Source organism: Nocardia sp. NPDC047654 (genome assembly GCF_043205035.1).
GTDB lineage: Bacteria > Actinomycetota > Actinomycetes > Mycobacteriales > Mycobacteriaceae > Nocardia.
Genome location: NZ_JBIDDF010000003.1, coordinates 164,547 through 184,948 on the forward strand (window position 1 = coordinate 164,547; position 20,402 = coordinate 184,948).

General features: G+C 68.0%; 20 protein-coding genes. 11 read left to right on the forward strand and 9 right to left on the reverse strand.

The genetic code is table 11. From position 1 onward, the window contains the following. Positions 1-213: 213 nt before the first annotated feature. The 4 genes from ACGF7Y_RS14145 to ACGF7Y_RS14160 are packed head-to-tail and all read right to left on the reverse strand — an operon-like array spanning position 214 to position 5,502. A complete protein-coding gene (locus ACGF7Y_RS14145) occupies positions 214-699 on the reverse strand; it encodes a MaoC family dehydratase (protein WP_393233404.1) in 486 nt (161 codons plus the stop codon). After that, positions 696-1,856, reverse strand: coding sequence for an acyl-CoA dehydrogenase family protein (locus ACGF7Y_RS14150; protein ID WP_393233406.1), 1,161 nt, complete (start codon positions 1,854-1,856; stop codon positions 696-698). Before ACGF7Y_RS14150 ends, ACGF7Y_RS14145 begins: the two co-directional genes overlap by 4 nt. Continuing rightward, on the reverse strand, positions 1,853-3,898 hold the full coding sequence (locus ACGF7Y_RS14155) for an acetyl/propionyl/methylcrotonyl-CoA carboxylase subunit alpha (RefSeq protein ID WP_393233409.1): 2,046 nt from the start codon (positions 3,896-3,898) through the stop codon (positions 1,853-1,855). The genes ACGF7Y_RS14150 and ACGF7Y_RS14155 overlap by 4 nt, the downstream gene beginning before the upstream one ends. A gap of 5 nt (positions 3,899-3,903) precedes the next feature. Continuing rightward, on the reverse strand, positions 3,904-5,502 hold the full coding sequence (locus ACGF7Y_RS14160) for a carboxyl transferase domain-containing protein (RefSeq protein ID WP_393233412.1): 1,599 nt from the start codon (positions 5,500-5,502) through the stop codon (positions 3,904-3,906). 93 nt (positions 5,503-5,595) lie between these two features. On the opposite strand from ACGF7Y_RS14160, the gene ACGF7Y_RS14165 reads away from it, so the two are divergent. After that, on the forward strand, positions 5,596-6,189 hold the full coding sequence (locus tag ACGF7Y_RS14165; protein WP_040870070.1) for a TetR/AcrR family transcriptional regulator: 594 nt from the start codon (positions 5,596-5,598) through the stop codon (positions 6,187-6,189). Positions 6,190-6,197: 8 nt separating this feature from the next. On the opposite strand, the gene ACGF7Y_RS14170 is transcribed toward ACGF7Y_RS14165, so the two are convergent. Next, on the reverse strand, positions 6,198-6,944 hold the full coding sequence (locus ACGF7Y_RS14170) for a 3-hydroxybutyrate dehydrogenase (protein ID WP_393233414.1): 747 nt from the start codon (positions 6,942-6,944) through the stop codon (positions 6,198-6,200). Beyond that, a complete protein-coding gene (locus ACGF7Y_RS14175; RefSeq protein WP_393233417.1) occupies positions 6,941-8,326 on the reverse strand; it encodes an MFS transporter in 1,386 nt (461 codons plus the stop codon). Before ACGF7Y_RS14175 ends, ACGF7Y_RS14170 begins: the two co-directional genes overlap by 4 nt. A gap of 140 nt (positions 8,327-8,466) precedes the next feature. On the opposite strand from ACGF7Y_RS14175, the gene ACGF7Y_RS14180 reads away from it, so the two are divergent. Continuing rightward, on the forward strand, positions 8,467-9,384 hold the full coding sequence (locus tag ACGF7Y_RS14180; RefSeq protein ID WP_393233420.1) for a LysR family transcriptional regulator: 918 nt from the start codon (positions 8,467-8,469) through the stop codon (positions 9,382-9,384). 154 nt (positions 9,385-9,538) lie between these two features. On the opposite strand, the gene ACGF7Y_RS14185 is transcribed toward ACGF7Y_RS14180, so the two are convergent. Further along, positions 9,539-10,366, reverse strand: a complete 828-nt coding sequence (locus ACGF7Y_RS14185) for a class I SAM-dependent methyltransferase (protein WP_393233422.1) — start codon at positions 10,364-10,366, stop codon at positions 9,539-9,541. A 70-nt stretch (positions 10,367-10,436) separates the two neighbouring features. Here ACGF7Y_RS14185 and ACGF7Y_RS14190 point away from each other — a divergent pair, with 70 nt between their 5' ends. Further along, entirely contained in the window at positions 10,437-11,039 is a 603-nt protein-coding gene (locus ACGF7Y_RS14190; RefSeq protein ID WP_393233424.1) for a TetR/AcrR family transcriptional regulator, read from the forward strand. Between the two features lie 156 nt (positions 11,040-11,195). On the opposite strand, the gene ACGF7Y_RS14195 is transcribed toward ACGF7Y_RS14190, so the two are convergent. Beyond that, positions 11,196-12,512, reverse strand: coding sequence for a helix-turn-helix domain-containing protein (locus ACGF7Y_RS14195; protein WP_393233427.1), 1,317 nt, complete (start codon positions 12,510-12,512; stop codon positions 11,196-11,198). 260 nt (positions 12,513-12,772) lie between these two features. On the opposite strand from ACGF7Y_RS14195, the gene ACGF7Y_RS14200 reads away from it, so the two are divergent. From ACGF7Y_RS14200 to ACGF7Y_RS14215, 4 genes are all read left to right on the forward strand, one after another. After that, a complete protein-coding gene (locus ACGF7Y_RS14200) occupies positions 12,773-13,069 on the forward strand; it encodes a hypothetical protein (RefSeq protein WP_393233430.1) in 297 nt (98 codons plus the stop codon). Between the two features lie 158 nt (positions 13,070-13,227). Next, positions 13,228-13,500, forward strand: coding sequence for a hypothetical protein (locus tag ACGF7Y_RS14205; protein ID WP_393233433.1), 273 nt, complete (start codon positions 13,228-13,230; stop codon positions 13,498-13,500). A 323-nt stretch (positions 13,501-13,823) separates the two neighbouring features. Continuing rightward, positions 13,824-14,186 (forward strand): hypothetical protein, encoded by a 363-nt coding sequence (locus ACGF7Y_RS14210; protein ID WP_393233435.1) that lies wholly within the window; start codon positions 13,824-13,826, stop codon positions 14,184-14,186. Positions 14,187-14,227: 41 nt separating this feature from the next. Continuing rightward, entirely contained in the window at positions 14,228-15,166 is a 939-nt protein-coding gene (locus ACGF7Y_RS14215) for a hypothetical protein (RefSeq protein ID WP_393233438.1), read from the forward strand. A gap of 75 nt (positions 15,167-15,241) precedes the next feature. On the opposite strand, the gene ACGF7Y_RS14220 is transcribed toward ACGF7Y_RS14215, so the two are convergent. Then, positions 15,242-15,718: a hypothetical protein gene (locus tag ACGF7Y_RS14220; protein WP_393233441.1), complete on the reverse strand. Its 477-nt coding sequence runs from the start codon at positions 15,716-15,718 to the stop codon at positions 15,242-15,244. A 549-nt stretch (positions 15,719-16,267) separates the two neighbouring features. On the opposite strand from ACGF7Y_RS14220, the gene ACGF7Y_RS14225 reads away from it, so the two are divergent. The 4 genes from ACGF7Y_RS14225 to cobM all read left to right on the forward strand — a co-directional run bounded on the left by ACGF7Y_RS14225 (position 16,268) and on the right by cobM (position 19,822). After that, a complete protein-coding gene (locus tag ACGF7Y_RS14225; RefSeq protein WP_393233981.1) occupies positions 16,268-17,638 on the forward strand; it encodes an AAA family ATPase in 1,371 nt (456 codons plus the stop codon). Continuing rightward, the gene (locus tag ACGF7Y_RS14230; protein WP_393233444.1) at positions 17,638-18,120 is read left to right on the forward strand and encodes a hypothetical protein; all 483 of its coding nucleotides are present in this window, start codon (positions 17,638-17,640) and stop codon (positions 18,118-18,120) included. The genes ACGF7Y_RS14225 and ACGF7Y_RS14230 overlap by 1 nt, the downstream gene beginning before the upstream one ends. Positions 18,121-18,203: 83 nt before the next feature. Beyond that, on the forward strand, positions 18,204-18,629 hold the full coding sequence (locus tag ACGF7Y_RS14235; protein WP_040870050.1) for a PPOX class F420-dependent oxidoreductase: 426 nt from the start codon (positions 18,204-18,206) through the stop codon (positions 18,627-18,629). A gap of 422 nt (positions 18,630-19,051) precedes the next feature. Then, positions 19,052-19,822: a precorrin-4 C(11)-methyltransferase gene (gene cobM, locus ACGF7Y_RS14240; protein WP_393233447.1), complete on the forward strand. Its 771-nt coding sequence runs from the start codon at positions 19,052-19,054 to the stop codon at positions 19,820-19,822. The last annotated feature ends 580 nt before the right edge of the window (positions 19,823-20,402 follow it).

The following is a 20,402-nucleotide window of genomic DNA, read 5'->3' on the forward strand; positions in this document are numbered from 1 at the left end:
TCTGCTGTCGGCGTGAGCGGGGCCTGCGTGGTCACGCTGCGCTGCCGCCTCCGGCCCTGACCGCTCACGCTGTGTCTGCTGTCGGCGTGAGCGGGGCCTGCGTGGTCACGCTGCGCTGCCGCCTCCGGCCCTGACCGCTCACGCTGTGTCTGCTGTCGGCGTGAGCGGGGGCCTGCGTGGTCACGCTGCGCTGCCGCCTCCGGCCCTGACCGCTCACGCCGAGCCCTCCGGGGCTTTGCGGACCAGCGTCTTGCGGACGGCCGTGGCGATGACGTCGCCGTGCTGGTTGCGCCCGGTGTGCTCGAAGGTCACGATGCCCTCGCCCGGACGGCTCTTGGACTCGCGCTTGTCGGTGACCACGGTCTCGGCGTACATGGTGTCGCCGTGGAACACCGGCTTGGGGAACGCGACCTCGGAGAAGCCGAGATTGGCCACGATGGTGCCCTGGGTCAGCTGCGCCACCGACAGCCCGATCAAGGTGGACAGCGTGAACATCGAGTTCACCAGCCGCTGGTTGAACGGCGGCAGCCGGTCGCTGAACGCCGCGTCCAGGTGCAACGCCTGGGTATTCATGGTCAGCGTGGTGAACAGGACGTTGTCCGCCTCGGTGATGGTGCGGCCGGGGCGGTGCTCGTAGACCACCTCGGTGTCGAACTCCTCGAACCACAGGCCGCGCTGCACGACCGCGCGCCGGGTCACAGGCCCAGCTCCCGTCCGATCAGCATCAACTGCACCTCCGTCGTCCCTTCGCCGATTTCCAGGATCTTGCTGTCGCGATAGTGCCGGGCCACCGCGTATTCGTTCATGAACCCGTAGCCGCCGAAGATCTGCGTCGCGTCGCGGGCGTTGTCCATGGCGGCCTCGCTGGCCACCAGCTTCGCGATGGACGCCTGCTTCTTGAACGGCTTGTTCGCCAACATCAGCGCCGCCGCGTCGTAATAGGCGGCCCGGGCGGCGTGCGCCCGCGCTTCCATCCTGGCGATCTTGAACGCGATGGCCTGGTTGCGCCCGATCACTTGGCCGAACGCCTCGCGCTCCTTGGCGTAGCGCACACTCTCGTCCACACAACCCTGCGCGGCCCCGACCGAGAGCGCGGCGATGGCGATGCGCCCCTCGTCGAGGATGCGCAGGAAGTTCGCGTAGCCGCGCCCGCGCTCGCCGAGCAGGTTCTCCTCGGGCACGCGCACGTCGGTGAAGCTCAGCGGATGGGTGTCGGAGGCGTTCCAGCCGACCTTGTTGTACGCCGGCTCGGCGACGAAACCGGGCGTGTCGGTGGGCACCAGGATGGTGGAGATCTCCTTCTTGCCGCCGGTCTGCCCGGTCACCGCGGTCACCGTGACGAGCTTGGTGATGTCGGTGCCGGAGTTGGTGATGAACTGCTTGCTGCCGTTGATGATCCACTCGCCGCCGTCGGCGACCGCGGTGGTCCTGGTGCCGCCCGCGTCGCTGCCCGCGCCCGGTTCGGTGAGCCCGAACGCGGCGAGGTTGCGGCCGCTGGTCAGCTGCGGCAGCCATTCCAGCTTCTGCTTGTCGTTGCCGAAGCGGTAGATCGGCATCGCGCCCAGCGAGACCCCCGCCTCCAGCGTGATCGCGACGCTCTGGTCGACCTTGCCCAGCTCCTCGAGCGCCAGGCACAGCGCGAAGTAGTCGCCGCCCATGCCGCCGTACTCCTCGGGGAACGGCAGGCCGAACAGGCCCATCTCGGCCATCCCCGCGACCACCTCGTACGGGAAGGTGTGGTTCGCGTCGTGCTCGGCCGCCACCGGAGCGACCACCGACCGCGCGAAGTCTCGCACGGTCAGCGCGAGATCCCGGTACTCCTCCGGCAGCGTGCCGGTGGACAGGAAGTCGGTCATGTGGGGATTCCTTCTCGTTCGGCGTCATTCGTTTCGGCCTGCGCGACGACGCGCGCCAGCACCTGGTCCAGGCGCACCTGCGCGCCCGGCTCGACCAGTAGTTCGATGGTTCCGGCGACCGGCGCGGTGAGCGAGTGCTCCATCTTCATCGCCTCCACGATGACCACCGGATCGCCCGCGGCGACCGCGGCGCCCGAAGCGACCGGCACCGCGATCACCGAACCCGGCATGGGGGAGCGGATCTCGGCGTCGCCCACGTGTTCGTCGCCGCCGCGCACGTTGACCTCGGCCACCTCGCGCAGCGCCGCGATACCGGACGGTCCGGCCACCCACAGCAGGCCGTCCTGCTCGGCGACCCGGTAGGTGCGGCGCAGGCCGTCCAGTGTGAGGGTGAGCACGCCCGCGGATCGGTCACCGGTGAATTCGGCTGTCAGCGAGCGGGTCTCACCATTGTCGCCGACTCGAACCGCGCCGTCGCCGGGCGTACCGGAGAGCTGGACGTGCTCGACCCGCTCCCCGCCCGCGAGCCGGATCGGTGTGGGCGCGTCGGCTCCGATTCGCCAGCCGGACGGGATCTCCCAGGGATCGCGCGGGGTGGCGGGCCAGCGACGCAGCCAATGCCGGGCAGCGGCGGCGGCGAACTCGTCGTCGCCGACGGATGCGGGACGGAAGTCGGCGACCCGCCGGTCCAGCAGGTCGGTGTCCAGTCGTCCCTCGGCTACGTCCGGATCGGCCAGCAGGAAGCGCAGGAACTCGATATTGCTGGTCACCCCGAGCAGCACGGTGTCGGCCAGCGCCCGATCGAGTCTCGCGAGCGCGGCGGTGCGATCACCGGCATGTGCGATGACCTTCGACAGCATCGGGTCGTAGTCGCTGCCGACGCGCGTGCCGATCCGCAGACCCGAATCGACCCGGACACCGGGGCCCTCCGGCTCGTCGAGGTCGAGCACCGTGCCGCCGGTCGGCAGGAACCCGCGTCCGGGATCCTCGGCGTACACCCTGGCCTCGATCGCGTGCCCGACCATGCGGATGTCGTCCTGCGCCACCGCCAGCTTCTGCCCGGCCGCTACCCGGACCTGGCATTCCACCAGGTCGACGCCGGTGACCAGTTCCGTGACCGGATGCTCCACCTGTAGGCGGGTGTTCATCTCCATGAAGAAGAACTCGTCGGGGCGGTCGGCGGAGACGATGAACTCCACGGTGCCCGCGCCCACGTAGTCCACGCTGCGCGCGGTGTTGCAGGCGGCGGCGCCGATCCTGGCCCTGGTCGCCGCGTCCAGCAGCGGCGAGGGCGCCTCCTCGATCACCTTCTGGTGGCGGCGCTGCAAGCTGCATTCGCGCTCGCCCAGGTGCAGCACGTTGCCGAATTGGTCGGCGAGCACCTGCACCTCGATATGCCGCGGCCGGGTGACGAAACGCTCCAGGAACAGCGTGTCGTCACCGAACGCGGCGGCCGCCTCGCGCCGGGCGCTGCGCAGCGCCTCCGGCAGCCGGGCCGGATCGTCCACCCGGCGCATGCCCTTGCCTCCACCGCCCGCCGACGGCTTGACCAGGACCGGATAGCCGACTTCGGCGGCCGCGGCGATCAGGTCGTCGTCGGTCAGGCCGGGCGTGGCGATGCCGGGCACCACCGGGACGCCGAACGCGGCCACGGTGTTCTTCGCGGTGATCTTGTCGCCCATCACCTCGATGGCGCGGGCGGGCGGGCCGAGGAAGACGATGCCCGCCTCGGCCAGCGCCGCGGCGAAAGCGGCGTTCTCCGAGAGGAACCCGTAGCCGGGGTGAACCGCTTGCGCGCCGGCGCGCACGGCGGCGGCCACCACTCGGTCGATGGCGAGGTAGCTCTCTCGGGCGGGGGCCGGGCCGAGGCGCACCGCCGTGTCCGCTTCGCGGACGTGGCGGGCGTCGGCGTCGGCGTCGCTGTAGACGGCCACCGAGCGGATGCCCAGCGCGCGCAGCGTGCGGATCACCCGCACCGCGATCTCGCCGCGATTGGCGACGAGCACGGTGTCGAACCCGACGGGAACGGATTTGTTCAGCATCGCCATCACATCCGGAATACGCCGTAGGAAACGGGTTCGAGTGGGGCTTGCGCGCACACCGAGAGAGCGAGTCCGAGGACGGTTCTGGTGTCGGCGGGATCGATGACGCCGTCGTCCCACAACCGGGCGGTCGAGTAATACGGGTTGCCCTGGCTTTCGTACTGCTCCCGGATGGGGGCCTTGAACGCTTCCTCGTCCTCGGGCGACCAGGGCTGCCCGCTGCTGTCGAGCTGGTCACCGCGCACCGTCGACAGCACCGACGCGGCCTGCTCGCCGCCCATCACGGAGATGCGGGCGTTCGGCCACATCCACAGGAACCGTGGCGAATACGCGCGCCCGCACATCGAGTAGTTGCCCGCGCCGTAGGAACCGCCGATGACAACGGTGAGCTTCGGCACCCGCGCGCAGGCCACCGCGGTGACCATCTTCGCGCCGTGCTTGGCGATGCCGCCGGCCTCGTAGTCGCGGCCGACCATGAAGCCGGTGATGTTCTGTAGGAACAACAACGGGATGCTGCGCTTGTCGCACAGCTCGATGAAGTGCGCGCCCTTCATGGCGGATTCGCCGAACAGCACGCCGTTGTTGGCGACGATGCCCACCGGGTGCCCGTGGATGTGCGCGAACCCGGTGACCAGCGTCTTGCCGTATTCGGTCTTGAACTCGTGGAAGCCGCTCTCGCCCTCCGGAGTCCCGTCGACCAGGCGGTGGATCACTTCGCGCACGTCGTAGGGGGTGCGCAGATCGACCGGCACCACGTCGTAGAGCTCGGATTCCGGCGCGGCGGGCGCGATGACGGGCCGGACGTTCCACGGGACCGGCGTGCGCGGCCCGAGGGTGGCCACGATGCGGCGCACGATACGCAGCGCGTCCTGGTCGTCTTCGGCCAAGTGGTCGGTGACGCCCGAGGTGCGCGAATGCAACTCGCCGCCGCCGAGTTCCTCGGCCGTGACCACCTCACCGGTCGCGGCCTTCACCAGCGGCGGGCCGCCGAGGAAGATGGTGCCCTGGTTGCGCACGATCACGGCCTCGTCGCTCATCGCGGGCACGTAGGCGCCACCGGCGGTGCACGAGCCGAGTACCGCGGCGATCTGCGGAATTCCCTTGGCGCTCATGGTCGCCTGGTTGTAGAAGATGCGCCCGAAATGCTCCCGGTCGGGGAACACTTCGTCCTGGTGCGGCAGGTACGCGCCGCCGGAATCGACCAGGTACACACACGGCAAGTGGTTCTGCAACGCGATCTCTTGCGCGCGCAGATGCTTCTTCACCGTCATCGGGTAGTAGGTGCCGCCCTTGACCGTCGCGTCGTTGGCCACGATCACGCATTCCCGGCCGGACACCCGTCCGATCCCGGTGATGATCCCGGCGCCGGGGGAGTCGTCGCCGTACATCCCGGTCGCGGCCAGCGGGGAGAGTTCGAGGAACGGGCTTCCCGGGTCCAGCAGCTGGTCCACCCGCTGCCGAGGCAGCAATTTGCCCCGCGCGATGTGACGCTCGCGCGCCTTCGCGGGCCCGCCCAGCGCCGCGGCATCCAGCCGGGCGCGCAGGTCGTCGACCAGCGCCGCGTGCGCGGCCCGGTTTCCGACGGCCTCTTCGGTAACGGTCATCACGCCATCCTGTCGTCCAGTTAGTCGACGATAACTGGAATTCAGGTTAGTGTTGATTAACCGAGATGTCCAGGTCGGTGGAGAGGAACGCGTGTGACCAGTGCCGAACCCGTCGCGCCCACCCGTCGCGAGCAACTGAAGGCGCAACGCAGGGCGCAGCTGCTGGAAGCCGGAGCGCGGTTGATCGCCGATCGCGGCTTCCTCGGCATGCGCCTGGACGACCTGGGCGCCGCCGTGGGCATCAGCGGTCCCGCGGTCTACCGGCACTTCCCGAACAAAGAGGCGCTGCTGGTGGAGCTGCTGGTCGGGGTGAGTCAGCGCCTGCTCGACGGCGGCAAGGCGGTGGTGGCGGGCACGAACTCCGCCGAGCTGGCGCTCGCCGGACTGGTCGATCACCACCTCGACTTCGCGCTCGGCGAACCGGAGCTGATCCGCATCCAGGATCGCGACCTGGACAACGTGCCCGCCCCGGCCCGCAGGGAGATCCGCCGCACCCAGCGCCAGTACGTGGAGATCTGGGTGGGCGTGCTGCGCGAATTGCATCCGGAGCTACCCGAGGAGACGGCGCGAGTGCAGGCCCACGCCGTCTTCGGCCTGATCAACTCCACCCCGCACAGCGCGGGCGAGGCGACCGCCGCCCGGGCCCGGCCGGTGCTGCGCGGGATGGCGCTGACCGCGCTGGGCTGAGCGCGCCCTCATCGCGCGCTCCACCCGCCGTCCATCGTGTAGGCCGCGCCGGTGACCATGCTCGCCTCCGGCGAGGCGAGCCAACCCACCAGCGACGCGACCTCCTCCGGCTCGACGAGGCGTTTGATCGCGCTCTCGGTGAGCAGGATCTTCTCCACCACCTCCTGCTCGGGCACGCCGTGCGCCCTGGCCTGGTCGGCGATCTGCTTGTCCACCAGCGGTGTCCGCACATAGCCCGGGTTGACGCAGTTGCTGGTCACGCCGCGCGGGCCGCCCTCCAGGGCGGTGACCTTCGACAGCCCCTCGAGCCCGTGTTTGGCCGTCACGTAGGCGACCTTGTACTCGGAGGCGCGCAGGCCGTGCACCGAGGAGATGTTGACGATGCGTCCCCAGCCCTGCCGGTACATGTGCGGCAGCGCCGCGCGCACCAGCAGGAACGGGGCCTCGACCATCAGGGTGAGCAGATCGCGGAACCGCTGCGGCGCGAAGTCCTCGATCGGGCTGACGTGCTGCACCCCGGCGTTGTTCACCAGGATGTCGGTGTCGAGTTCCAGCTCTTCCAGCGACGCGACGTCGAGCAGATCCACCGCCCACGACTTGCCGCCCAGTTCCCTGGCCACCGCCTTCGCGCCGACATCGTCGACATCGGCCACCGTCACCGTCGCGCCGCGCGCCGCGAGCACGCGGGCACAGGCCGCGCCGATGCCGCTCGCGCCGCCGGTGACCAGGGCGCTGCGCCCGGCCAAATCGCTCATCGCACAGTCACTTCGGTCCGCGCGCCGAGGGTCTCGGCGTCGGCGTGATCGATGCTTTCCAAGGTCAGCCCCTTCGTCTCTCGTGCGGCGAGCACGGCGATCGCGCTCACGGCCGCGGCGCCCGCCAGGTACCAGGCGATCGGCACCGCGGAGTGATAGGTGTTCAGCAGCCGGACGGCGATGATCGGCGCGAGCGAACCGGCCACGATCGAGGTCACCTGATAGCCGAGGGACACGCCGGAATAGCGCATCCGGGTGGGGAACATCTCGGCCATGATCGCGGGCTGCCCGGCGTACATGAAGGCGTGGAAGATCAGGCCGATGATGATGGCGGACATGATGACCGCGTTGTGGCCGCTGTCCATCATCGGGAAGGCGAAGAAGCCCCAGGTGCCCGCGGCCAGCGCGCCGACCAGGTAGACCGGTCGCCTGCCGAAGCGGTCGGACAGGTTGCCCACCAGCGGGATCGTCACGAAGTGCACGGCGTGCGCGGCGAGCAGCCACCACAGGATCACTTGGGTATCGGCGTGCACCTCGACTTTGAGATAGGTGATCGTGAACGTGACCACCAGGTAGTACATGACGTTCTCGCCGAAACGCAGCCCCATCGCCGTGAGCACGCCGCGCGGGTAGCGGCGCAGCACCTCGACCACGCTCAGCGAGGTCGCCTCGATCTGCTCGGCCTCCCGCTGCGCCGCGACGAAGATGGGCGCGTCGGTGATCTTCGTGCGGATGTAGTAGCCGATCAGCACCACCACCGCGGACAGCCAGAACGCCACCCGCCAGCCCCAGCCGAGGAACGCCTCGTCCGACAGCGTGGAGGTCAGCACCAGCAACACCACGGTCGCCAGCAGGTTGCCCGCGGGCACGCCCGCCTGCGGCCAGCTCGCCCAGAATCCGCGGCTGCGGCTCGGGCTGTGTTCGGCGACCAGCAGCACCGCGCCGCCCCACTCGCCGCCGACCGCGAAACCCTGGATGAAGCGCAGGGCGACCAGCAGCGCGGGCGCCCAGTAGCCGATCTGTCCGAAGGTGGGCAGGCAGCCCATCAGGAAGGTCGCGCTGCCCACCAGCACCAGGCTGAATTGCAGCAGCTTCTTACGGCCGTATTTGTCGCCGAAGTGCCCGAAGACCACGCCGCCGAGCGGACGCGCCGCGAAGCCGACCGCGTAGGTCACGAACGCGGCCAGGATGGCGTCCAGGTCGCTGGTGTCCTTGGCGAAGAACACCTTGCTGAACACCAGCGTGGCGGCGGTGCCGTAGAGGAAGAACTCGTACCACTCCACGATCGTGCCCGCCATCGACGCGGCCACCACGCGACGCAAGCCGCTGGTCGTCGCGCCCGAATCCGCCGCCGCTGTCGGTGCGGCGCTGTGCTCCCTCATCGCACTTCTCCTTCGTGCCAGGGGCCACACTTCGTTCTCGATGTGACGGCCCCCACAATGCTTGGCTGCACCGAGTATTAGTGCAGACGAATCGCGCCGCAATGACCATTTGTGCAGTGCGTCTCTGCAAAGATGCAGATATGCGCCCGGCGTCGCCTGGTCGTCCCAGCGCCGACGACCTCCTCGTACTCCTGGCTGTGGGGCGGTCGGGCCGATTCGTCACGGCCGCCGAAGAACTCGGCATCAACCACACCACCATCTCCCGGCGCATCGCCGCGCTGGAGCAGACACTCGGCGGCCGAGTGCTCAGCAGGGTGACCGGTGGCTGGGAACTGACCGATCTGGGCAGGGCGGCCCTTGCCGCGGCCGAGGCGGTGGAGTCGGCGGTGAAATCGCTGGCCGCGGACGCCGGTGGCAACCGGGTACTGGAGGGCGTGGTCCGGATCTCGGCGACCGACGGCTTCAGCGCCTACATCGCCGCGCCCGCCGCCGCGGAGGTGCAGCGGCGGCATCCGAAGATCTCGGTCGAGATCGTGGCGACCACCCGGCGCGCGTCGCAGCAGCGTTCGGGCCTGGACTTGGAGATAGTCGTGGGGGAGCCGCAGGTGCACCGCGCCACCGCCACGCATCTGGCCGACTACTGCCTCGGCCTGTACGGCTCCCACGAATACCTGCGCGAACACGGCGCGCCCGCCACCATCGACGATCTGGCGCGGTATCCGCTGGTGTACTTCATCGATTCCATGCTGCAAGTCGACGATCTCGACCTGGCCTCCAGCTTCGTACCCGCGATGCGCGAATCGGTCACCTCCACCAACGTTTTCGTGCACGTGGAAGCCACCCGCGCCTCGGCCGGTCTGGGCCTGCTGCCCTGCTTCATGGCCGACCGTCACGCGGATCTCGTTCGCGTCCTCGCCGATTCGGTGACCGTCACGCTCGGCTACTGGCTCGTCGCCCGCACCGAAACCCTCCGCCGCCCCGAAGCGGCCGCCGTCGTCGCGGCGATCCGCGCCATGGTGGCCGACCAGCGCGACACCCTGCTCGGCCGCCCGCGCTGAGACTCGCGGCGCGCAAGCCATCGGAAGTGCTCGGCGTCGTCGCCCGCGTGCGCGGTCGGCGGCTACGCGGACGGGGGCCGCCCGCGTGGCGGCCCCGGAATCCTGAAGCCGGCCCGAGCCGCGAAGCGGCTTCGCGCGGTGCCGAGCGCGAATGTCAGGGAGTGCCTGCGCGAATGGCGGTCGCGGCCAGAGTGGTGTAGTCCATCGTGAAGGATCCGCCCAGGGAGTCGATGGCGTTGCCGACCGCGTCCAGTATCTCGGCCAGCTGATCAGCACCCAGTCGGGTGAGGCCGCCTGTGGTGGGGAGCAGCTCGAGCCATTGGTCGCGCGTATAGGACTGCTGCCAGTCGAATCGCCACTGTTCGGGATCGCCGAATTGTTCGGTCTCGCGGATCTGGTCGGCGAATTTCGCGTATCCCGCTTGGTAGAGCTCGAGGGGACGCCGAGCCGGTTGGCCGCTGAACGGGGAGTCCGGCGCGACCCGCCGGTAGGCGTCGGCGAACGGTTCCGCCACCTCGGCGGGTGGCTCGTACACGTGACCGAAGATCGCCAGCCGTCCCCCTGGACGCAGCGCGCCTGCCGCCTTCGCTGCGCCGGTGACCGGGTCCACCCAATGCCACGACTGAGCGGCGACGACCGCGTCGAACATCCGGTCGCCCGGCTGCCACGCCTCGAAGGTCGCCACCTCGACCCGCAGCCCGCGGGCTCGCGCGAAGTCGGCCATCCGCGCATCGGGTTCCACGCCGAGCACCGTGCACCCTGCCGCCTGGAACTGGCGACCGGCGATACCGGTACCGCAGCCCACGTCGAGCACGTCCGCCCCCGGCGCGTCGGCGACGATTCGCGCCACCAATGCGTCCGGGTAGGCGGGCCGGGCCTGGTCGTAGCGCTGTGTGTCCACGCCGAACGACACGGCTATCTGCTGGAACTGTCCCGGCTGCGCTGGGGACGGTGCTGGTTGCTCCTGTGGCATTGTGGGCATACGCCCACCTTAGTGGGCATACGCCCACTGAGCAATAATGCCGCTGGATCGACGCACGAAAGGATTGTGAGTGCCGACTGGGATGCACCTTCGCGACGCGCGGCAGCAACTGTTCGACGCTGCCGAGCGCGTGCTGCTGCGCGACGGGCCGAACGGGCTGACCAGCCGGGCTGTCACCGACGAGGCGGGCTGCGCCAAAGGCGTTCTGCACCGGCACTTCACCGACTTCGATACTTTCCTCACCGATCTCGTGCTCGATCGGGCCGCGCGGCTCGAAGCGCAGGCCGGTGCGCTACGCGCCTCCGCGGGCTCCGGCACGGTGGCCGCCAATCTGACCAGCGCTCTGACCATTCTGTTCGGCCCCGTGCCGCTGGCGATCATCCCGCTCATCACCTTCCGTGACGAACTGCGCGCCCGACTGCGGCAAGCCAGGCCCGGCGGCGGCATGGCGATCCTCGCCGAGGCGACCACCGCGATCTCCGCCTATCTGACCGACGAGCGCGAACGGGGCCGCATCGCAGCCGACGCGGACATCGACTCACTAACCCTCTCCCTGGTCGGTGGCGCCCACCTGTTGTTCACCGACCGCGACCCCGGCCCACCGACTACGGCAGCGGTCGAAAAATTCGTCGCAGCGGTCATCTCCGACGTCGTGCAACGACGACCGGCCTGAGACCTGCCAGCGTCGCGAACAGCGGCCGAAAGCTTGCCGCCGTCACCTCGATTTCAGGTGCTGGGTGGCCGAAGCCGAGGACCCGGCTCAGGATCGGCGCTGTGAGCTGCGGCCGGTGGCTGAAACGCCCGGCGTGGAACGGTTCGGGTCGACGGGTCATGCGGTGCGGGCGAGGGTGTCGAATCGAAGTCGGAAGTGTTCGGCGTCGTCGCCGGGTGTGCGGTTGGCGGCTATGCGGACGGGGCGTAGTTCGGTCAGGAGGCGCGGTGAGGTGACCGGGCCTTCCAGCAGGGTGAGGGCCGTGTGGGCTTCGGTGATCGCCGAGGTGGTGTCGCCGAGTCCGGCGAGGGCGGCGGCGTGATAGGTGCGGTACGACGCTTCGTCACGCGGGAAACAGCTATCGTGGGCGACGATCTCCTGGCACAGCCCGGCCGCTCGCGCGTGGTGTCCGAGCATGCGGAGTCCGCGCGCCTCGTGAGCGCGCAGCTCGGCCTCGTTGACGTGCGCCAACCACGCCGGGTCGTCCGGGCTGTCGAGACCGCGATCGGCTTCGCGCCAGACTCGTGCCATCGCGCGGTCGAATTCCTGTTCGTCACCGACGGCCGCGTACGCGGTTGCCTCTTCAGCGGCTTTCAGGGCGTTCATGCGAGCCGACGGCATGTTGCTGACGAGTTCGGCCGAGCGCCGGGCTAGGCGTACGGGCTCGGCGAACGAGGCGCGGGAGGAGGCGGCCAGATTCGCGAGGTCTCCGAGGGCGGCGGCCAACAGGGCGTTGTCGCCGCACTGTTCGGCAAGCAGAACCGATTCCGTCAGGTGCCGCCGAGCAGTACCCGGCTGATTACAGTCGCGAGCCAGCCAGGCGACGGTATTCGACAGCCATCCCGTGGCACTCAGTAATTCGGCACCTGTGCGGTGGCCGTATGACTTGGAGTCGAGTAACCGCCGCGCGGCAGCGTATTGCCGCGATGCGTAGTCGAAGGCCCCGCCGCCTCCGTGATGGTTGTCGTGCTCCCACAGCCGTTGCGTGAGCACACGGATATAAGTGACATGCCCGGTGCCGACTCGGATCGGTTCAGCCGCCCCGGTCGGCGGCATGGAGACACCCGCCACTGCCGTAATCGTCGCTGCCAGGCCGAATTGTCTGCGGTCCACGTCATCGACTCCTTCGCCGCCCCTGTAGTCGATGGTCCCCGGATCGGGTGTCGCGAGCAAGAGCGGCAGCAGCGCGGAGCGGGGGATGCCCAGTGCGTCGGCGGCGCGGGCCAATTCGCGGATGTCGAAGATGGTCCCCACTTCTCCGCGTTCCACCCGGCCCGCGTGGGTGCGGTCCCAATGCAGGAGGGCTCCGAAGTCGGCTTGGGAGAGTCCCATTTCTTTGCGGACGAGGGCGAGGGCTTGTCCGGGCCGGCCTTCGGCGAGCAACTCGCGGAATCGCGGCGTTGTCCACACGCCGTCCATCTCGTGGTCGATCATTTCCGGCCCCCTGTTCCCGAAATTCACTGTGATGAGCGAACTTTAAGCACACGTTCCCAGGTGGGGAGGGGCAACGGCAGATATCGCACACCTGGTCTCGCGCGCTTGACAGCGTCGCCGTGCGCTCCGCGTTCCTCGAGGCTCTAGGGGCGCGCGCCGCCGGGGCGATGTCGTGTCGGCACGACACTCCGGACGCGGTGAGCCGCGAACGGTGGCGAAAGCCCCCGGCGGCGGGCGCTCCCATCGAACGAGAGGTGATCATGAAGCCGAAAGTGGTCGGATACCTGCGCCGCGACATCTCCGGGCGGCGCGTGCGCAGGCACGAAATGGAGATCCGGGCACTGGCGAAGGCGTCGGGTTTCGATCTGGCGCGGACGCTGGTCGCCGGCCCGACCGCGCCCGCGTCGCTCGCGGCGCTGCTCACCGTGGTGCGTCGCGTCGGCGCGGTCGCGGTGCTCACTCCAGCGCTGAACCATGTGGAATTCCGTGCGGACGAGATCATGGCGGTGTGTGCGCTGATCACCCTCGATTCCGGGTATCGTCCACCGCATTCCTGATTCCCTTGCCGACGATCGACGTGACATCCGGTGTTTTCCGCCCTTCTCGATCAGGCAACAATCGACAGCGGGTCGTCGGACGGTCGACGCCCGCGACACACGAGATCAACTGCCCGGCAACAAAACTGCGCCGGGAAAACGCGTGCAAGGAGAATTGAGTGCGATCCATCGAAGCAGGAGTCCTCGTCACGGCACTGGCCGCCGGTGTCGTGATAGGAGCGAGTTCAGCGCATGCCGAGGAGAACCTGCCCGGTGCGCCGAAGGACGAGATCATCTCGGTCGACATCAACTTGCTCGGCTGCTCGCTCGGCGCCGGACTCGGCGTCGACCTCTTGCTTGCCCTTACCGCGGGGAACGGTTCCAGCACCACGATCGGCTCCGGCTTGGCGACCCGCCTGCGCGCCGCGGGCTGCCTTCCCTGGCAGCGCTGATCCGCGCGAGGAGTCGGCCGGCCGCTGCGTGACGGCGGTCGGTAAGGCTCCCCTGATAGCGGTATCGGGTGGTGAGGATCGTCGTGCCGTCGAGTCCGTCGACGCCGCATTCGACGGCACAGCACCACCGCCCGAACCCATCCAGTCACCTCGAGTTGGGACCGCGGTGTATCCGGAGGCGTGGTTGTGCGGCCTTGCCGCGAGGAACAGACCGTCCAGTAGTAAATTCCTCATCAGACGTCGACATTCCGATCCGGGAGCTTTTCGCCGGTCGGATGTCGGACCGCTGCCGGGCGGTTCGTCGCGGGTGAAGGTGAGGGTTCATGGCCGAGGGCACGCCGACTCTGGTCGCAATCTATGACGTGGGTTATCCGCAAGCGCGCCGAGTAGCCGAATTCAGGTTGGATCCCGGCGGTGGCGTGACGCTCACCGTGGCCGATCGCGACGGATGCCTGATGGCCGAAAGGCTCTACGAGCGCGGTGTCGAGGTCTTCGACCGGCCCGCGCGGATCATGCCGGACGACGGCCCGCTCTTCTTGCGTGCGCTGCTCGAGTCGCGGGCGATGAGTTACTACCGCGTCGTCGATGAAAGCCCGGACGAGCCGAAGCGGCTCAGCGCTCGCACCCCGTGGTCGGCGCGCCCGGCGTCGGGCTCGGATGGCGCGTCGGCGCCGCCCTCTCGGTGAGAGACAGTGTCACCCCTTTACTTCGCAACATCACCCGGCGCTTGACCAGAACCCTGGATCTGGGGACGCGGACGGCCGCGGGCACCTATCGGCGCACCGGTAGCACGCTGGACCTCGGCGCTCGCGAATTCCGGGAGGCCGACGAGCGATCGTCGCATCTGCTGGAAGAAACGCGCACCCGGATACAGGCGCATCCGGCGCGGGCGGCTCGGCAGCGAACGTGGGATTACCAGCCCGGTGCGGCCGAATCCGCCATGCGTGCGCGCCGGCTGACCACGGATGTCGGGTTCGACGGCGAGATGAGAGAAGTCGTGGCGAAAAGCTCCACCACAGTACGGAGGATGCGCTCGGACGACGGCGAATTGAACATCTACAAACCGATCCATGGTGAGGAGTACGACGCGGGGCTACCTTTCGTGCATGCTCCCGGTGCGTTGACGAGTCGCGAGATCGCGGCATATCGAGTCGACGAACTACTCGGTTTCGGCAGGGTGCCGCCGACCGCTCGGACGGACGGTGTCATCGGACCCGACGGCCGGGCCTCCGGGCCGGGCATGATCCAGCAGTTCGTCGAGTCCAAACCCGCGCGGGCGGTCGGCGACTACCCGAAAGTCCAGCAACAGCAGGTCGCGGTGCTCGACTACGTGATCGGGGCGCTCGATCGTCATCCCGGCAACTACCGCACCGTCGAACGCGACGGGCAGCTCGAAGTGGTCGCCATAGATCACGGTCGATCATTTCCCCTGTCGACTCGACCGCTGGAAGTGAATATCGATTCCGACTTCGCCATGGCGCAGAAGGGCGTGCGACTCGAGGACGATGTGCTGCGCGGAGTCGAGGGGGTCGATATGGACCGCTTCCGGGCGGCGCTCGGCGACGCCGGTCTGCACGACAACGCCATCAATGGCGCGGTGGCACGGCTGGAGAAGATACGAGAACTCGGCATGATCCCAGCCGATGCCAGGGTGCTGCCGCCCTGATCCGCGCACCAGCGGCGGAGTATTTCTCCGGAGCGCTCGGTCTCCTCGCCCATCGGCGCATGGCAGCTGTACTGGTCATCCTGCCTGTGGGTGCGGGCGCAAGTCGATCGTGTTGCTTGCCCGTGCCCACACCTCCCGCACGTCGAATTCAGGGGCTTGCCACGAGTCGGTGGCGACGCGGACCCGGCCGCGCCATTTCCGCATGATGTCGGTGTGCACCGGCCAGCGCACGAACCGTCGCATGTCCTGCTCGGTTTCCCACACCGAGATCGAGCCGCCGCGCGCCTCCGACGGCCTACCCCAAAGCCAGAGGCCGACCGCGCCGTGCATCACGGGCCAGGTCCGGCCCAGCCGCATCCCTGTCTTGTAGATCTCTTGAACGTCCTCCTCGGAGGAGGCGAGAAAGTCGGTCACGCTGACGAACACCGGCCCCGGAGTGTCGTGTCGCGGCCCGGCTTGCCAGGGCATCAGCACGGTCCCAGCGGAAAACGGCTGTTCGCCGGTCCCGCTGGAGCGGTCGTCGGTTTGATGATCGGAAGAGTTAGTAAGCATTAGTAGATGATATGCATTTGCTTACTAAATTGCCAATGGGTGGCCGCCGATGGGCATCCTCGGGCGGGAATGTCAGGTGCGGGCAGTCCGGTTCGGGCGCGAGTGCCGCGTGCTGGGTCGGAGCGGATTCGGCGGTGAGCCGTCCGTCGGCCATGCGGTAGGCGCGCTCATCCGGTGCGGATGGGTGCGGTCGTGGGTGACCAGGAGGGCGGCGGTCGCGTGTTCGCCTGCCGCGACGATCAGGCCGCTTCACGGCTGCGCCGCGTTCGGGGTCCAGGGCGAGGTCGCTCCGTAAGCCTGTGGGTAGCCGGGGAGGGGTCGGGTGTGCTGATCGCCTTGCGCTGTGGTCGCTTATCGGGTATCCCCGGAGCACCCTGGCCGCTGATCGAGATCTGCGTTCGGTCGCTGGTTACGGATGCGTGGCGGCGTGGGGTGTCAGGTCCTGGTCACCGACGATATCGGCGGAGCGGTCGAATGCGTATGCGGGGAACTGGACTCGGCGGAAAGTAGAGGCCCTAGCGAATCCTGGCCGCATATGCTGACGTAGTGATGCCATCCCGCCTTATCGAGCTGCGCCTAACCGCGTTCAAGTCGTTTCGCGGTGCGACTTTGCCGCTGAAAGGCACGACGATTTTGATCGGCCGGAACAGCTCCGGCAAGTCGAACGCCTTCGACGGATTGGAGGTGCTGGCACGTCTCGCCGAAGGCGAAGACTTAGCGGATGCGCTGGACGGACGCAGGCGCGAGGGGGGAACGGTGAGGGGGGGATCGGCGGGTTGTCCGCCACATGGGACGCAGCGCTTCGAGCTCGGATGCTCTGTCGAACTCGACGGCAATCGATACGACTACGATCTCGCGGTCGAGGTCCGGCCCGACTTACGTGTGGTAGCGGAGAAGCTGTCCGGTCCGGCGAAAGCGGTGAGAAGCGGCAGGGTCGGCTACGGATCGCTTATCGAGACCCGCGAAGCCGGTGCGCCTGGCACCGGGATCGTGGCCGAGGTGCACAACGGTAAGCGCGGCCCGAACACCCCATATACTTTTCGGGACAGCCGGTTGGTTATCGGCCAGGTCCCGCTGGCGCTTGCCGGTACGAACGGCGCTGAACTTTCTGTCATCAGGGGAGTGGAGGCGGTGTTACTCGCGCTGAGGGGGATTTTTCACCTCGACCCCGTACCTCATCTCATGCGTGGGTTCGTGCCTGAGAGAGACGCGGAGTTGCGGCGGACGGGTGAAAATCTCTCAGCCGCTCTGCGAACGCTGCAGCACCGCGATTCGGCCGCGTTCGGTCGTGTTCAGAGTCTGGTTCGATCCGTTTCTGACGACGACGGGGTGCAGAGTATAAGTTTCGTTTCGTCGGAGTTGGGTGACGTCATGCTGGCGCTCGATGAAAAGCATGGGAAAGAAGGAACGATCGAACGGACTCCCGCTCGTGAGATGAGTGACGGCCTCTTGCGGTTCACCGCAATTGCGACTGCGCTATTATCATCCCGATACGGCTTGGACGTCGATTCTTTGGTTCGAGCACGCCCCGAGTCGGCCGAAGACGAAGAACTCGGTGGCGGTGTGCTCATCGTCATCGAAGAGCTCGAAAACGGCCTGCATCCTTCGCAGGCTCGACGGGTGCTCGACCTAGTCAGGACGAGCAGCGATACGCCGGGGACAAGCGTGCTCGTGACGACACACAGCCCGGCGATCCTCGATGCCGCCGAAGGGTCACTCAACGAAAACGTCGTGGTCTGCCATCGAGACCCGAATACGGGCTATAGCCTTCTGACACGGTTGATGGATGTACCCGGGTACACAACAGCGCTTGCGGAAGGATCGCTCGGGGACGCGGTGAGCGGGGGGAAGCTGGTCGGCGGAACTGACGAAGATGCGGGCGACTTCGGCGAGTTCGAGAGATTGCTGGGTATCCGTTGATGCGTCAGGTCGTGTTCATCGATACCAGTGTTCTCTGCAATCTCGTTCCTGTACCTGGGCGCGACGAGGCTGCGGGGCTGGTGCTGGAAGAGCTGAAGAATCGAATGTCCCGGGATGAGCGGTTTATTCTGCCAATCACTGCTGTGATAGAAACTGGGAACTTCATCGCGCAAATACCCAAGGGCGGGCTTCGTAGGCAAACGGCGCAACGACTGGAAAATATTCTGAGATTGATATGTGAGGGAAAGTCTCCTTGGGTGCTGCATGACGTGCCATGGAACCGGGGGTTTCTGGAGAAATTGCTCGAGGGTGCCGATTCTGGGGCTGATTACGTGACACACGCTCAGAATAAGGTGGGAATGGGGGATTTGTGCGTGCTGGCCGAGCGTCAAAGTTTCGAGATGCGTTCGCGAATTCCGGCTACCATTTGGACACTCGATGACGGACTACGCGCCTACAGCCCGCTGGACGGGACCGACTGACAACGCTGCCGTGGGATGGCGTGCGTGAGCGTCTCGGCGATTCGTCGCGTGCTCGTTAGTCGGCCGCGACCTAAGGTGAGCGGATGGCCTCTCTCTCCGATCCCGCAGTGCGCGACTTCCTGTCCCATGGCACCCGTACCGGCAAGGTGGCGTTCGTGGCCGCCGACGGCAGTCCGATGGTGACGCCGGTGTGGTTCGTCATCGACGGGGACGAGCTGGTCTTCAACACCGGCAGATCCACCGCGAAAGGCAAGGCGTTCGCCAGGGACGGACGAGTCTCGGTGTGCGTGGACCTGGAGGAGCCGCCCTACGCGTCGGTCCAGTTGCGGGGCACGGTCACGCTCTCGGAAGACCCGGACGAACTCCTGCGCACCGCCACCGAGATCGGCGGCCGCTACATGGGCGCCGACCGCGCCGAGGAGTTCGGCAAGCGCAACGGCGTCCCCGGCGAACTCGTCGTCCGCCTCCGGCCCGACAAGGTGATCGCCCACTTCGACGCCACCGCCTGAGCGGCCGGTCGGGCGTCGCCGTTCCGAACGTCTGGCACAACTGTCCGGCGGACAGGGGTATCGAGTGAACATCACCGTGGCGCGATGAACCCCAGTTCTTGCCTGCGCCCCGCCGCATCCTCCGCCACACCGGATTCCGAGTACGGATAGCGGCCACTTCGCCGAGTGCGCCCGATGACGATCGGGCCGCGGGCCGCCGCTCGCCGACCGTGCCGGTCCCAGCGCGCCCGGTGCTCGAGCCGATTCGCTGTGGACGCTGCCGCTGTCGGGCCGCAGGCTTCGGTGTTCGGTGTTCGGTGTTCGGTGTTCGGTGTTCGGTGCTGGGTGCTGGGTGCTGGGTGCTGGGTGCTGGGTGCTGGGTGCTGGGTGCTCGGTGTCGGTCGCCGGGTGGGCGGTGTGCGGCGGTCAATACACTCGCGCGCATGACCGTGCACTTCATCGGGGCCGGGCCGGGCGCGGCCGATCTGCTGACGGTGCGCGCGGTCGAGTTGCTGCGCGCTTCGCCGGTGTGCCTGTACGCGGGGACCTATCTCGATCCCGGCGTACTGGCGCACTGCGCGCCGGACGCCGAACTGGTCGATACGCAGCACCTGGACCTCGACCAGATCATCGAGCGCTTGGTGCGCGCGGATCGCGCGGGCCAGGACGTGGCCCGCTTGTGCTCGGGCGACCCGTCGCTGTACTCGGCGTTGACCGAGCAGACCCGCAGACTCGACGCGCACGGGGTGCCGTGGGATGTCACGCCGGGCGTGCCCGCCTATGCCGCCGCGGCGGCGGTGCTCGGCGCGGAGCTGACGGTGCCTGAACTGGTGCAGTCCGTGGTGCTGACCCGCACCCAGGCCCGCTCCACCGCGATGCCCGAGTCCGAAGCGCTGGCGAACTTCGCCGCGACCGGCGCCACGCTCGCGCTGCACTTGGCCATCACCCGCATCCGTCCCCTGGCCGCCGAACTGGCCGCCGACTACGGACCGGACTGCCCGGTCGCCGTCGTCTACCGCGCCAGCCAACCTGAGCAGGTGGTCCTGCGCGGCACCCTGGCCGACATCGCCGACCAGGTCGAGGCCGCCGGACTGCGGCAGGCCGCGGTGATCCTGGTGGGCCGCGCGCTCACCTCCGCGGTGTCGTGCGCCGAATCCCATCTCTACGACCCCGCGCGAGTGCGTGGGTCCGCGGGGTTCGGTAACCGCCCGTGACCCAGCTGCGGCGTTACGGGTATCGCATTCGGTTCCCGGAGGAACGGTTGGCGAGTCGCGAGTCGTGCCCCGAGCGGGCTGGGCAAGGTTCGACTCGGCCTCCGTGGCGCTCGGCGCGGAGGGCGCCCGTGCCGGCCCGGTGATCTTGGTCGGCAGCGGTCGCTCCCATGACGGCGGGTGCCGTAGGCGCCTGCCCTCGCTCGGCGCGAAAGTGCCGGACTGGCGCATCGGTGACCTCTGTGAGAACCGCAACATCCCTCTGGCAAACTCGTGCGGCGCGTGGGCCTGCGGTGATGTCCAACGGCTATTAGCGATGGTTGGTCGGGTGCCGGAGGCGACGGTAGATTGATCCGGTGATTCGCAAAGAAGGTCTCGGCGGAGCCGGTCGGTGGGTGCTGGGCACGGTCGAGCCCATGTAACAAGCCCGGCCCGTTGGACAGATAGTTCAAATGAACATTTTTTGCCTGATTTGATGTGAGAACTCAACCTGGAGACGCAGGCGCCACGCTCGGATAGGTGCGCGTCCCCTCCGGGTGTGGTCGGGGAGCGCTTGCGTGGTGTTCCGGAAGCGAGGTTACGG

Bases quoted from the DNA above. Each gene is read 5' to 3' on its own strand.
- ACGF7Y_RS14150 (WP_393233406.1), bottom strand. From the start codon at position 1,856: ATGACCGACTTCCTGTCCACCGGCACGCTGCCGGAGGAGTACCGGGAT.
- ACGF7Y_RS14155 (WP_393233409.1), bottom strand. From the start codon at position 3,898: ATGCTGAACAAATCCGTTCCCGTCGGGTTCGACACCGTGCTCGTCGCC.
- ACGF7Y_RS14160 (WP_393233412.1), bottom strand. From the start codon at position 5,502: ATGACCGTTACCGAAGAGGCCGTCGGAAACCGGGCCGCGCACGCGGCG.
- ACGF7Y_RS14170 (WP_393233414.1), bottom strand. From the start codon at position 6,944: ATGAGCGATTTGGCCGGGCGCAGCGCCCTGGTCACCGGCGGCGCGAGC.
- ACGF7Y_RS14175 (WP_393233417.1), bottom strand. From the start codon at position 8,326: ATGAGGGAGCACAGCGCCGCACCGACAGCGGCGGCGGATTCGGGCGCG.
- ACGF7Y_RS14180 (WP_393233420.1), top strand. From the start codon at position 8,467: ATGCGCCCGGCGTCGCCTGGTCGTCCCAGCGCCGACGACCTCCTCGTA.
- ACGF7Y_RS14185 (WP_393233422.1), bottom strand. From the start codon at position 10,366: ATGCCCACAATGCCACAGGAGCAACCAGCACCGTCCCCAGCGCAGCCG.
- ACGF7Y_RS14195 (WP_393233427.1), bottom strand. From the start codon at position 12,512: ATGATCGACCACGAGATGGACGGCGTGTGGACAACGCCGCGATTCCGC.
- ACGF7Y_RS14200 (WP_393233430.1), top strand. From the start codon at position 12,773: ATGAAGCCGAAAGTGGTCGGATACCTGCGCCGCGACATCTCCGGGCGG.
- ACGF7Y_RS14210 (WP_393233435.1), top strand. From the start codon at position 13,824: ATGGCCGAGGGCACGCCGACTCTGGTCGCAATCTATGACGTGGGTTAT.
- ACGF7Y_RS14220 (WP_393233441.1), bottom strand. From the start codon at position 15,718: ATGCTTACTAACTCTTCCGATCATCAAACCGACGACCGCTCCAGCGGG.
- ACGF7Y_RS14225 (WP_393233981.1), top strand. From the start codon at position 16,268: ATGCCATCCCGCCTTATCGAGCTGCGCCTAACCGCGTTCAAGTCGTTT.
- ACGF7Y_RS14230 (WP_393233444.1), top strand. From the start codon at position 17,638: ATGCGTCAGGTCGTGTTCATCGATACCAGTGTTCTCTGCAATCTCGTT.
- ACGF7Y_RS14235 (WP_040870050.1), top strand. From the start codon at position 18,204: ATGGCCTCTCTCTCCGATCCCGCAGTGCGCGACTTCCTGTCCCATGGC.
- cobM (WP_393233447.1), top strand. From the start codon at position 19,052: ATGACCGTGCACTTCATCGGGGCCGGGCCGGGCGCGGCCGATCTGCTG.